The following is a 12,329-nucleotide window of genomic DNA, read 5'->3' on the forward strand; positions in this document are numbered from 1 at the left end:
AAACACTATTTTGATAAAATTTGGGGGCATTCTTTGAATCATATAGTGCGTGTTCTTGCTAAATCTATGTCTTCAAAAAATAGGATATCAATAAATGTTTCAGAAAAATCGTACTTATAGTTCTCGATAATATCTTTTGCAAGAATTGAAAAAGAACCAGTCAAAAATCGATTTTCTTGGTTACACTCTGAATTCTGATCTTTCACAACAGTTGCCATAGAAAGGCTATCCTTGGGGATGGATAGCCCTGCTAATAACTGATTAGAATTATCTAATTCGCCGATCCTTACCTGATCAGCATTTTTTATATTTTGGTCCTTACAACCCGCCATTTTACTCTCAGTTGCAATAGAAATTGTAGGTACTTCTATCGTATTTTGAGCATATAGGCTTAGGGAAACAGGGAACACTAAAAATATAATATATATAAAATATTTTTTTCTAGATGGAGCCATTATGTTTTGATCTTTATTTGTCCGGTATTAAGACGAATACATAAATTGTGTCTGGGGACTTTATTAATAAAATTTACGCGAAATAAAAATCTAAATCTCTTTTATCTGTTGCTGCTAGACGCTGTAATTTTTCCTAATTGTAATCTGAAATCCGGTTTCTTAGCATTGAAGATGTCAATGAAAGTCTCTCTGTTGTTACTTTGAGAATACACATTGAAAAATACGCTATTTCCGTACCAGCTTTCTAAGTCCTCATTGTTTGAATTGTACTCTGTAAAGATGTTTCCGTTACAAAGGTTAAAGTACATTTCTTCAAATCTGATTTTCTTAAGATTAGCATCATTAATTTCAGTTTTACTGTCTAATAAAACAGCAGGATTAAATCCGGAGATTACACTACGCTTCATTTCAAGAGAAGCATTTTCAGCCACATACACAGCTTCTTTTACTAAACCAGACTGAATATCAGCTTTAATGTTTTCACTGTCATTAAGCATTGTAATATTAGTTGCAACAACTAAAGTTTGTTTTTTAGTAAAATCAGTTTCACTTTTCTTTTCGAATGATTTTACTTCCATACAACGAGATCCGTCTTTATTACTTGATAAATAAGAAGATCTAACGGCTAATGAATTGTATAAACGACATTGAACTCCCTGAGTAAATTTGTAGTCGTCGTTGATTGATTTATAAGAAACAAACTTAGTAGCGTTTACATCACCTCCAAAAAAGGCAAATGAGTCACCACCAGAGTAGCTTACCATAATGTTTTCAAGTATTGTTTTAGATCCAACACCAGCAACAGTTAAACCGTTGAAAGTATCTACACCTTTTACTTTTTTACCTGCAAATTCGATTCTCACAAATCTTAAAACTCCTGAATTTGAAGCAGCATTATCACCACCGTAAGTTGTTAAAGTAGGATCAAGATCTAAATTGTAAGAACTAACATTACCAAATTTATTAATCGGAGCATCACCAAGGATTACAATTCCACCCCAGTCTCCAGCTTTTTTCTGGCTGCGGTTTGAAGTAAATACGATTGGGTCAGTTTCTAATCCATCGGCAACAAGCTGAGCACCTTTGGTAACTACTAGTGTTCCTTTTGTTTCAAAATCACCAATAATTAAAGTTCCTGGTTCAATTGTTAAAACAGCATTGTTAGTAACATAAACGTTGCCTTGCAGTACATAAATATTCCTTTTCAGCAATTTAGTATTAACAGAGATGTTTCCTGCTAAAATTTGGTTTGCTTCTCCATACTCTACTTTGTTAGGCTTAAATTCGGTCCAGTTGTTCAACCAATTGTTGTAGCCCATAATTCCTTTCTCTTGCTGAGCACTCATACTGGTAACTGTCAAAAGAACGCAAATCATTTGAGTAATTTTTTTCATGATAAGGGGTATTAGGGTTAATAATAAATTTGGGTATGCGTAAATGAAAAAACTCATCCCGAATTTCTGATGATCGTCAGAACCTTTCGGGAGAGTTGTTTTTTATCTCTTTTTTTTAAATGTAGACATAAATTGAATCCATCTACGTAAACACTTTCAAAAAAGTTTTAAAAAAAAATATTTTTATTACATTTCGTTCAATTCGTTGAACTCGTGTAAAGATTTCAATGTGCTTTCGTAGAATAAAATCGCAGCGATTAAGTTTCCTTTATCAGAATACGGCATCATTTTTCTTTGAAATTCTACTGTTGTATCTAAAAACGTAGCTGTACCTACAGCCTGATTGTCTAATACTTTTTTGTGTTCGTTATCGTCTGGAATACCTAAGTCTGCCATCGTAACTCCCGGTTTTGTAACCAATGCAATGTAAGGAAGTGTTTTTACTAAAACTTTGATACGCTCAATGTATAATTCCAAAAGTTCCCCTTTTTGCATACCACTCAATTCTTTTTGATCATGGTACTTACGAATAAGAGCTGTTGTACTGATTATACTTCTCGGAGCATTTTTTGCCTGCGCCGAAACGGCACCAGTTGTCAATAAAAAAAGTGCACTAAATAAAATAATTTTCCCTTTCATAGATTCTTATTATAATTGGTTCTTGATGAAAACAAAAATATAGAATTTAACTTAAACTGCAACTTTATTGATTTCTTTTTTCAAAAAAAAAGCTTAAAAAAAGCTTAAAAACCAGCGTTATGTCGAGGAAATGTGCGTTTTAACGGTGTTTTTGTTAAAATTGACTCAACTGCAGCAGGTAGGATATTAGCTATTAAAACCGATTTTACACCCATATTAATAATCAAAAAAAGCTACCGTTAATCGTTTCTCACGAAAAACTATTAACAAAAAAGTCTTAATATCTCCACATATTCACCTGTTTATTAACAAAAGTTAGTTGACAAACCTCAAAAAATCGAGCCAAAATCTTCACGAACGACAGAAATGGAACTGGATGCATAAACTTTTGAGCTAAAATTTTTGACTGTATCATTTTCTCCTATCTTTGCTTCATGCAATTTTCTCAAATTTTAGGTCAAGACTACATCAAAAGTCACTTGATAAAAAGTGCAGCTTCCGGAAGAATTCCGCACGCGCAATTATTCATTGGGCCGGAAGGAAGCGGCACATTATCAACGGCAATTGCTTATGCGCAATATATTTTGTGCAACAATACGGGAGACGAAAACTCGAATGGAAATGATTCGTGCAATTTGAAATTTCAAAACATCTCACATCCCGATCTGCATTTTATTTATCCAACAGTAACCACCGAAGACGTAAAAACAAAACCCAAAAGTTTAGATTTTATTCAGGACTGGCGCACTTTTATTCAGGAAACACCTTACGGCGGATTATTTGACTGGTATAAAATGCTGGGGGTTCAAAACAAACAAGGAGAAATTCGTGTTGAAGATGCACAGGAAGTTTTAAAATCACTTTCGTTAAAATCATACGAAGGCGGTTACAAAATTATGATTATCTGGATGGCCGATAAAATGAATATTGCCGCCTCCAACAAACTTCTGAAATTATTGGAAGAACCTTCCGATAAAACCATTTTCATCCTAATTTCAGAAAACGAAGAAGATATTATTCAAACTATACGTTCTCGTTGTCAGGTCATTCACTTTAACGGACTTCCCGAAAAAGTAATTGCCGAAGCCTTAATGGTCAAAGAAAATATCGACGAGAAATTAGCCTTTAAAATTGCGCATCAGGCACAGGGAAATTTCAGTAAAGCCTTACATCTTATAAAAGAAGACGATTCAGAATATCCTTTCGAACAATGGTTTGTCAATTGGGTTCGTGCGGCCTTTAGAGCAAAAGGAAATGCAGCAGCCATTCAGGATTTAATAACCTGGAGTGAAGAAATTGCAGCCCTTGGACGTGAAAGCCAGAAAAAATTCATCCAGTTTTGTATCGAAATGTTTCGTCAGGCACTATTGCTCAACTATCAGGCTCCCACTCTTGTTTACATTGAGCCGAAAGTAGACAAATTTAAACTCGAAAATTTTGCGCCTTTTGTCAACGGAAATAACATTCACGAAATTTTCAAAGAACTTTCAGATGCCATGTATCACATTGAAAGAAACGGAAATGCAAAAATAATTCTAACCGATTTATCTATAAAACTGACTCGTTTAATTCACAAAAAATAGTTTTCAAATGAATAATGTTGCCTCCATTTTACTATTAGCATTTTTAGCCTTAACGTTCTTACAATCAGGATACGAAAAAATATTTTACTGGAAAGACAATGTCGAGTGGCTTAAAGGCCATTTTGCGAAAACAAGACTAAAAAATCAGGTACCACTTGCCCTGCTCCATCTTTTAATTTTAGAATTAATTTCAGGAGTTTTATGTGTTGTAGGTGCCATACAATTACTCACCAACAGCGGTCGCGAATTTGGTTTTTACGGAGCCATATTCTCCTGCATTACTTTGTTAATGATGCTTTTTGGTCAACGATTAGCTAAAGATTACGACGGTGCAAGAACCATTGTTATTTATTTTATTCCAGCCGTAATGGCCGTTTACTGGTTGAATTAATCAGCCCAATTTTTAAAAAAGCAAGCCATTGATTTAAAGAATTTTATCAACTGTTTTTAATTTCTGAAATCTTGTTAATCTATGGCAAAAAAATTATCAAAAAAAATGAATCCAAAACACCCATCAGAGTCCCTGACCATCTTAACCGATTTAGTTTTACCAAGTGAAACAAATCCTTTAAACAACCTTTTTGGTGGCGAATTATTAGCCCGAATGGATCGCGCAGCAAGTATTGCGGCCCGCAGACATTCCCGTCGAATTGTAGTGACAGCCTCTGTCAATCACGTTGCTTTCAACAGAGCTATTTCGTTAGGAAGCGTTGTAACTGTCGAAGCCAAAGTTTCAAGATCATTCAAAAGTTCAATGGAAGTTTTTATCGATGTCTGGGTAGAAGATCGTGAATCCGGAAGCCGAACAAAAGCCAATGAAGCTATTTATACATTTGTTGCCGTTGACGATACCGGAAGACCAGTCGAAGTTCCGCCAATTGTACCCGAAAGTGAGCTCGAAATACAGCGTTATGATGCTGCTTTACGTCGCAAACAGCTGAGTTTAGTGCTCGCCGGTAAAATGTTACCTTCTGATGCTACCGAACTAAAGGCTTTATTTTTATAGTGAAATTTGTGACAATTTGGAACAATTTGACATCATGCTACTTCAAAAAAAAGAAGTATTTTTACAAAATTACAAGCCTGATACAAATCTAAATCAGTACGTTATTAATTTCTGGTTTGTTTTTGAGAATGAATTATAAAAATTTACATGAAAGAAAAAGAAAAAAAAGAGATGAGTTCAGAGAAAGATGCCAAATTAAAAGCGCTACAACTTACGCTTGACAAACTAGATAAAACTTACGGAAAAGGAACCGTAATGAAAATGGGCGATAAAGCCATTGTAGAAGTTGAAACGATTTCTTCAGGTTCTCTTGGTGTCGATTTAGCGCTTGGAGTAAATGGTTACCCTAGAGGAAGAATAATTGAAATTTACGGTCCGGAATCATCTGGAAAGACCACTTTAACCTTACATGCTATTGCTGAAGCTCAAAAAGCTGGCGGAATAGCTGCTTTTATCGATGCTGAGCACGCTTTTGATAGAAATTATGCTGAAAAATTAGGCGTAGATATCGAAAACCTGATCATTTCACAACCGGATAACGGAGAACAGGCTTTAGAAATTGCCGAAAACCTGATTCGCTCAGGAGCAATTGATATTGTTGTAATTGACTCGGTTGCTGCCTTAACACCAAAGAGTGAAATCGAAGGTGAAATGGGAGATTCTAAAATGGGACTTCACGCACGATTGATGTCACAGGCGTTAAGAAAATTAACCGGTACCATCAGCAAAACAAACTGTACTGTTTTCTTCATCAACCAGTTGAGAGAAAAAATCGGTGTTATGTTTGGAAACCCTGAAACCACAACCGGAGGTAACGCTTTAAAATTCTACGCTTCTGTACGTTTAGACATCCGTCGTTCTTCTCAAATTAAAGACGGTGAGAATGTTATCGGAAACAGAACCAAAGTTAAAATCGTAAAAAACAAAGTTGCTCCGCCTTTTAAAACGGCCGAATTCGACATCATGTACGGAGAAGGAGTTTCGAAAACGGGTGAAATTCTTGATTTGGCGGTTGAATTTGAAATCGTTAAAAAAGCAGGATCATGGTTTAGCTATGGAGACACTAAATTAGGACAAGGTCGTGATGCCGTAAAAGCCCTAATTAAAGACAATCCGGAATTAGCGGACGAATTAGAACTTAAAATTAAAGCACATATCAAAGAATTAGCAGGCGCTTAATTTTTACAAAAGCACTTACAATCAATACTTTATATACAACCCGTCAGCCTTTTAAAAAACTGACGGGTTTTTTATTGAAAAAAATATCCTTTAGCGACGCAACCTTTCTAAAATCAAGCCATCTTAGTAACAGACATAGATTTGATTAATGCTTAGCCATAGGCATTACCTCAAAGGTTTTTCTACAAATTTGGTTGGTTTGTTCAATAAAAATCCGTTAGTTTTTTGGTTCTAACGGGTTTTTATTCTTTTTTTAAACTTTTTACAGCTTCCAACGCAACCTTTTTCATTTTTTTCCCTCTATACTAGTATGACGTTCAATGGAGTATTCGTCAGACTCTTTAGTATCAACCATAAATATTTTTAACCATGAAAGAGAGAATAGAAGTGTTGTACAACAAAAACCGTAGAAAAACCAAACTCAAGTTTAAGAAAGTATTGCGTTTTATTTCAGAGAAAATAATTCATAGATAATCATTTTTGAATACAAAATGGGTAAATTTTAATTCAAAAGAAAACCCGACAACTTCTGAAGCTGTCGGGTTTTTATCTTTAAAATACTTTATATCTTTATCTTTCATTCTTTTTAAACATCAGCAAACCTTTATAAATCAGCTGTCTTACCTGATCGCGAAGTTCTTTTCTATGGTCCGATGTTAATCCTTTTGTAGCCACAAAGGGTAATACTTTTACACGCATTTTACCAGGGCTTCCGCTTAAAAAAGTATACGAAAATCTTTCTTTGTTATCGGCAAAAACAATTGGAACAATCGGAATCTGGTGGTCTATCGCCAAACGAAAGGCACCGTCTTTGAACTCATCCAGTAAAATAGATTCGTCATCAGGAACTCCGCCTTCAGGAAAAATACAAATACTAAGTCCCTGATTAAGTCTGTTTTGTGCCCTTTTGAAAACTTCATTTTTACTTTTTGAAGAATTTCGATCCACCAAAATACAAGTTCTTTTATAGAAAAATCCAAACAGAGGGATTTTTGAAAGCTCCTTTTTCCCAACAAAAACAAACGGATTTCGAACGACAGCCAGCATCAGCATAATGTCGGTCATTGAAGTATGATTGGCGACAATCATATAGCTTTTATTTTTAACCAGCTTCTCTTCGCGCTCGATTTTATAATAAAAACCCATCCCGAAAAGGATAAATTTAGCCCAAATGCGGGCCATTTTAAAGAAATAGGGATAACCCCTCTCCGATGCAATAGAAATTAGCAAAAACGGCAACATAATCAATATCGGAATGGCCATTAAAATGTAAAACCATATGCGCCATAAAACCCAAAAAACAACTTTTAATCCTTTCATGGTTTCAAATGTAAGAAAACCGAAATGAATTTAGATTTTTCGATCCTTAGATTTTTAAAATGTTAGACTTTTCTCTGAAATAAAACTTAAAATCAATGAGATGTTGGATAAACTTTAGCGAGTTTGCGAAAAACTTTACGAACTTTGCGGTTAGAAAAAATAAACCTGCAATCTTTGCGATTGGAAGATTAAGAAAAAAACTAGAATGGCAAAAATACTTACTGGTGTTCAGAGTACTGGAACGCCACACTTAGGCAATTTGTTGGGAGCAATTATTCCGGCAATCGAATTATCAAATGACCCGGCAAACGAATCTTTTTTGTTTATTGCTGATTTACACTCCATTACACAAATTAAAGAGGGCAAAACGCTAAGAGAAAATACATACAGCACTGCAGCGGCTTGGCTTGCCTGTGGTTTAAATCCTGATAAAGTAACCTTCTACAGACAATCTGATGTGGTTCAAACTACAGAATTAACCTGGTACCTAAGTTGCTTTTTTCCATTTCAACGTTTGACTTTGGCACATTCGTTCAAAGATAAAGCAGATCGTTTAGACGACGTTAATGCCGGACTTTTTACTTATCCGATGTTAATGGCCGCCGATATTTTATTGTATGATGCAGAATTTGTTCCGGTTGGAAAAGATCAATTGCAGCATTTAGAAATCACGCGTGATGTAGCTTCGCGTTTCAACCATCAAATGGGCGAAACGTTTGTAATTCCAGAGGCTAAAATTCAGGAAGACGGCAAATTGATTCCGGGAACAAACGGTGGAAAAATGAGTAAATCAGCCAATAATCTCATCAACATTTTCCTTGACGATAAAACAATTCGCAAGCAGGTCATGAGTATTGAAACGGACAGTACACCACTCGAAGAGCCTAAAAACCCGGATACCTGCAATGCATTTGCTATCTATTCCTTGCTGGCAACCGAAACGCAAATTGCCGAAATGAGAGCCAATTATTTAGGTGGAAACTATGGTTATGGTCATGCCAAACAAGCTTTGTTTGAACTGATTATAGAAAAATTCAAAACCGAAAGAGAAAAATACACTTACTACATGAACAACCTTGAAGAAGTAGATGCTTTACTCAAAAAAGGGGCATCAAAAGCTTCCGTAATTGCTGATGGTGTATTGGCAAAAGTAAGACAGGTCCTTGGATTTGGTCAATAATATAAATTTTGAGCCCGACCTGTTTTAAAAACCTGTCGGGCTTTTAATTTAAACTAAATTGCCTCAAACAATTTTCCAGGAAGAGGTCTAATCAAGCCTTTCAACTCCATATTCAACAACAGACCCGAAATTTTATAAATCGGAAAATCACATTGCAGCGCAATACTATCCAACAGTTCCCTCCCATTTTTTAGAAGAAAATCATACACCTTCTGCTCCTCAGGTTCTAAATTTATAAAAAGCTGTTTTTGAACCGGTTTGGGTTTTGTTTCAACATTCCAGTTCAGCATATAAATCAAATCTGCGGCACTTGTCAGCACATTGGCACGCTGCGTTTTAATCAAATTGTTGCAACCCTGACTGTACTTATCCGTAACACGTCCGGGAACCGCAAAAACATCGCGATTGTAATCATTGGCCAAGTTTGCCGTAATCAGCGACCCGCCTTTTTCAGCGGATTCGATTACAAGAGTCGCTTCAGCCATTCCTGCCACAATACGGTTTCTGCGTACAAAATTTTCTTTATCGGGATTAGACGTACTCCAGAATTCGGTCATAAAGCCCCCATTTTCCTCGATTTGAGCAGTATACTTTCTGTGCGATTTCGGATAAATCTGATTCAATCCATGTGCCATAACCCCTATGGTTTGCAGGTTAAAATCCATTGCCCGCTGATGGGCAACAATATCAACACCATAGGCAAAACCACTAACGATTACCGGATCTAGTGGGGCCAATTCTTCTACCAAATTTCGACAGAACTCCGTTCCGTATGAAGTAATCTGGCGTGTTCCCACTATGCTTATTATTTTTTTGCTTTTTAAATTTATGTTTCCACGTGAAAAAATCAAAACAGGAGAATCGATACAATGTTTTAAGCGCTCCGGATAGCTTTCTTCCTTAAAAAACGACACGTTCACCGCATTCGATTTCAGGAATTCCATTTCCGAATTGGCTTTTTCAAAAACAGATTTATCTTTAAAATTTCTTAAAAGAACAGAACCAACACCATCAATAACAGCCATTTGTCCCGATTTACTTTTAAAAACTGCCTCTGCACTACCATAATGATTCAGCAGCTTTTTTGCCATTATGTCTCCAACACCTTCCACTTTTAACAGGGCTAATACATAAAATAAATCTTGATCTGACATGAATTGAATAAGGTTTAAAGGCGGAGACAAAAATCTTTTAAAACAAATCTCAAAATAAAATCGAGAAAGTCAAATATACAAATTAGAAGTAATTTCTTTCAAAAAAGATGAAGTAAAAGAAATTTAGAAACAATCAAGAAAACGACAAAAAAACTTAAATACCTGAAAAGCAATTGTCTATAAAAATATCTCAATTGTTAATAAAAATTGTGAATAAAATTTTGATAACTATATTCGTTGCATAACTTTGTTACTATGAAAATCGAAAATTACATAGCACAGTTACTGTATCGTTATCAGTGTGTAACGGTTCCAGGGTTTGGAGCATTTTTAACAGAAATTCAATCCGCGCAGCTGAATGAAAGTACAAATTCATTCTTTCCGCCGACAAAAATGATCTCTTTCAACAGTCATTTAAAAAACAATGACGGATTGTTGGCCAATCATATCGCACAAGCTGAAAAAACTTCTTATGGTTTTGCCGTAAGCGCAATTGCTTTTGAAGTAGTCAGCTGGAAAAAAACTTTGGAAGAAAATGGTGTTGTAACACTTAAAAACATAGGCGAAATTCGTTTAAATGCTGATCAAAAAATGGTATTCACACCAAATGATCAAACCAATTTCCTAACGAGCTCTTTCGGACTAAGTCCATTCGTTTCTCCACTAGTCAAAAAAGAAAATTTCGAGCGTAAAATTGAGGAAATTTCAGAAAGAGAAACCATCTCTTTATACGAAAATGAAGAAGGTAGAACGGCTAATCCATTCTTAAAATATGCTGCAATACTCGTATTAGGTCTTGGAATTACTGGTAGTATTGGATATCCATTATACCAAAATCAAATCGCTGCTAAAACACTAGTAGTGGAAAGCGCTGTTCAGAAAAAAGTGGAAAACAAAATACAGGAAGCCACTTTCTTTATTCAAAACCCACTACCTGCTGTGACACTTTCTGTAGATTCTGCAAAAGTAGAAACAGCTGCCGAAAAAGTAATGCCGTATCATATCATGGCCGGTGCCTACAGAAGTGAAAAAAATGCAAGAAAAGCTTATAACCAATTAATTAAAGACGGTTACGAAGCCCGAATGTTAGGCGAAAACAAACACGGTTTATTCCCTGTTTTATATGGCAGTTATGCTACAATGGCTGAAGCTGAAAAAGCACAAAAAGAAATACAAAAAGGAGAAAATCCGGATGCCTGGATTCTCGTACAACCCCTATAAAACTTAAAAAAGCCTATTCAACTGAGTAGGCTTTTTTTTATTTCGCTATTATTTTTGCATCCTGCGAAAGAATCACTTTCTTACCCTGATAAACCCTCAGTCTCGCCGGAGGCGAATTTTTTTCTCCCAAAACGATAATCGCACACTCATAAACGTTACCGTCTTTCCTAAACTCATACTGGTGATTTCCACCAATACCTTCTACCACTAAAACACCGCCATTAATCACTAAATCAGGCTTCTCAGTCATTTTCTTTTCAACAGACCACGATGCATATCGATAATTGTTATTTCCTAAATGATCAATTCTGATTTTGAATTTAGACGTTTCCAAAATACAAATTGGCGTTTGAAAAAAAGCAATACTCGGATCCAGATTTTTCTTTTGTGCTGCGATTAGAGATTTTTTCAGATCCAGCTCAAATTTCGATTGATAATTTACCGCAATCAGTCTCCCCTCCGTATCAAGCCAAATTTTACCCTGATTAAACATTAATCCCCTCAAACCCATATCTGACCAGCTTTTTACAGCATCCGATTTCACAATTTCATTTTTTAAAGCGCTGTCAAATACTTCTCCATAACGCTTCACAAAATCGGCTTTGTCATTGATATCACTGATAGGATATTCCCGTTTTAGCGGATAAACGACCCAATCGCCAAGGGCTTCTTTGTTGTCGTTTTTTATATTTTCAATGAACTTTCTAACAAGTTTCTGATAGTCGCTTTTAGAATCCTGGGCAACCATACAACCGCCGCAAAAAAACAATACTGCTAAAAATAAACTGCTGCTTCTCATCTTAAAAAACTTATTAATCGGTTAATAATCTGATTTTTACAAACAACTATAAAAGTACTTAATTAAAAATTGCTGTGAAAGCTTTCAATCTGAACCGCCTAAGTTCAATTATCTTCTTCTCTCTCTCTCTCTCTTTGTTTAACGTGGAACACTATTATTCTATTGTGTTGTAATACATCCCTATACGATTCCTATTTTACATAATGTTTTTTACAAACAATCCTCACATCTCACATCTCACATCTCACATCTCACATCTCACATCTCACATCTCACATCTCACATCTCACATCTCACATCTCACATCTCACATCTCACATCTCACATCTCACATCTCACATCTCACATCTCACATCTCACATCTCACATCTCACATCTCACATCTCACATCTCACATCT

At 35.6% G+C, this 12,329-nt stretch carries 12 protein-coding genes; 6 read left to right on the forward strand and 6 right to left on the reverse strand.

Annotated features, from left to right (window positions below):
- Nucleotides 1-38 precede the first annotated feature (38 nt).
- The 3 genes from OLM61_RS07660 to OLM61_RS07670 form a co-directional block, all read right to left on the reverse strand.
- Complete coding sequence (locus tag OLM61_RS07660; protein WP_264525796.1) at nucleotides 39-455, reverse strand: hypothetical protein; 417 nt, start codon at nucleotides 453-455, stop codon at nucleotides 39-41.
- A 101-nt stretch (nucleotides 456-556) separates the two neighbouring features.
- Nucleotides 557-1,849, reverse strand: coding sequence for a hypothetical protein (locus OLM61_RS07665; RefSeq protein WP_264525797.1), 1,293 nt, complete (start codon nucleotides 1,847-1,849; stop codon nucleotides 557-559).
- 186 nt (nucleotides 1,850-2,035) lie between these two features.
- The gene (locus OLM61_RS07670; protein ID WP_264525798.1) at nucleotides 2,036-2,488 is read right to left on the reverse strand and encodes a hypothetical protein; all 453 of its coding nucleotides are present in this window, start codon (nucleotides 2,486-2,488) and stop codon (nucleotides 2,036-2,038) included.
- Nucleotides 2,489-2,922: 434 nt separating this feature from the next.
- On the opposite strand from OLM61_RS07670, the gene OLM61_RS07675 reads away from it, so the two are divergent.
- From OLM61_RS07675 to recA, 4 genes are all read left to right on the forward strand, one after another.
- Entirely contained in the window at nucleotides 2,923-4,071 is a 1,149-nt protein-coding gene (locus tag OLM61_RS07675; protein WP_264525799.1) for an ATP-binding protein, read from the forward strand.
- A 7-nt stretch (nucleotides 4,072-4,078) separates the two neighbouring features.
- Nucleotides 4,079-4,462, forward strand: a complete 384-nt coding sequence (locus OLM61_RS07680) for a DoxX family protein (protein ID WP_264525800.1) — start codon at nucleotides 4,079-4,081, stop codon at nucleotides 4,460-4,462.
- Between the two features lie 105 nt (nucleotides 4,463-4,567).
- Complete coding sequence (locus OLM61_RS07685) at nucleotides 4,568-5,077, forward strand: acyl-CoA thioesterase (RefSeq protein WP_264525801.1); 510 nt, start codon at nucleotides 4,568-4,570, stop codon at nucleotides 5,075-5,077.
- A gap of 171 nt (nucleotides 5,078-5,248) precedes the next feature.
- Nucleotides 5,249-6,256, forward strand: coding sequence for a recombinase RecA (recA, locus tag OLM61_RS07690; RefSeq protein WP_264526372.1), 1,008 nt, complete (start codon nucleotides 5,249-5,251; stop codon nucleotides 6,254-6,256).
- A 570-nt stretch (nucleotides 6,257-6,826) separates the two neighbouring features.
- Here the strand turns inward: recA and OLM61_RS07695 are convergent.
- Nucleotides 6,827-7,576 (reverse strand): lysophospholipid acyltransferase family protein, encoded by a 750-nt coding sequence (locus OLM61_RS07695; RefSeq protein WP_264525802.1) that lies wholly within the window; start codon nucleotides 7,574-7,576, stop codon nucleotides 6,827-6,829.
- A gap of 205 nt (nucleotides 7,577-7,781) precedes the next feature.
- Between OLM61_RS07695 and trpS the strand changes: the two genes are divergently transcribed.
- Nucleotides 7,782-8,756, forward strand: coding sequence for a tryptophan--tRNA ligase (gene trpS, locus OLM61_RS07700; protein ID WP_264525803.1), 975 nt, complete (start codon nucleotides 7,782-7,784; stop codon nucleotides 8,754-8,756).
- A 53-nt stretch (nucleotides 8,757-8,809) separates the two neighbouring features.
- On the opposite strand, the gene dprA is transcribed toward trpS, so the two are convergent.
- Complete coding sequence (dprA, locus tag OLM61_RS07705) at nucleotides 8,810-9,910, reverse strand: DNA-processing protein DprA (RefSeq protein ID WP_264525804.1); 1,101 nt, start codon at nucleotides 9,908-9,910, stop codon at nucleotides 8,810-8,812.
- A 255-nt stretch (nucleotides 9,911-10,165) separates the two neighbouring features.
- Between dprA and OLM61_RS07710 the strand changes: the two genes are divergently transcribed.
- Nucleotides 10,166-11,131 carry an SPOR domain-containing protein gene (locus tag OLM61_RS07710; protein WP_264525805.1) on the forward strand — a complete coding sequence of 322 codons (966 nt, stop codon included), beginning with the start codon at nucleotides 10,166-10,168 and terminating at the stop codon, nucleotides 11,129-11,131.
- 37 nt (nucleotides 11,132-11,168) lie between these two features.
- Here OLM61_RS07710 and OLM61_RS07715 read toward each other — a convergent pair whose 3' ends face one another.
- Complete coding sequence (locus OLM61_RS07715) at nucleotides 11,169-11,930, reverse strand: hypothetical protein (protein ID WP_264525806.1); 762 nt, start codon at nucleotides 11,928-11,930, stop codon at nucleotides 11,169-11,171.
- Nucleotides 11,931-12,329: the final 399 nt, after the last annotated feature.

It is taken from the genome of Flavobacterium sp. N502536 (assembly GCF_025947345.1).
Lineage (GTDB): Bacteria > Bacteroidota > Bacteroidia > Flavobacteriales > Flavobacteriaceae > Flavobacterium.

Coding starts and splice junctions, on each gene's coding strand:
- OLM61_RS07670 (WP_264525798.1), bottom strand. CDS start 2,488: ATGAAAGGGAAAATTATTTTATTTAGTGCACTTTTTTTATTGACAACT.
- dprA (WP_264525804.1), bottom strand. CDS start 9,910: ATGTCAGATCAAGATTTATTTTATGTATTAGCCCTGTTAAAAGTGGAA.
- OLM61_RS07675 (WP_264525799.1), top strand. CDS start 2,923: ATGCAATTTTCTCAAATTTTAGGTCAAGACTACATCAAAAGTCACTTG.
- recA (WP_264526372.1), top strand. CDS start 5,249: ATGAGTTCAGAGAAAGATGCCAAATTAAAAGCGCTACAACTTACGCTT.
- OLM61_RS07660 (WP_264525796.1), bottom strand. CDS start 455: ATGGCTCCATCTAGAAAAAAATATTTTATATATATTATATTTTTAGTG.
- OLM61_RS07685 (WP_264525801.1), top strand. CDS start 4,568: ATGAATCCAAAACACCCATCAGAGTCCCTGACCATCTTAACCGATTTA.
- OLM61_RS07715 (WP_264525806.1), bottom strand. CDS start 11,930: ATGAGAAGCAGCAGTTTATTTTTAGCAGTATTGTTTTTTTGCGGCGGT.
- OLM61_RS07710 (WP_264525805.1), top strand. CDS start 10,166: ATGAAAATCGAAAATTACATAGCACAGTTACTGTATCGTTATCAGTGT.
- trpS (WP_264525803.1), top strand. CDS start 7,782: ATGGCAAAAATACTTACTGGTGTTCAGAGTACTGGAACGCCACACTTA.
- OLM61_RS07665 (WP_264525797.1), bottom strand. CDS start 1,849: ATGAAAAAAATTACTCAAATGATTTGCGTTCTTTTGACAGTTACCAGT.
- OLM61_RS07695 (WP_264525802.1), bottom strand. CDS start 7,576: ATGAAAGGATTAAAAGTTGTTTTTTGGGTTTTATGGCGCATATGGTTT.
- OLM61_RS07680 (WP_264525800.1), top strand. CDS start 4,079: ATGAATAATGTTGCCTCCATTTTACTATTAGCATTTTTAGCCTTAACG.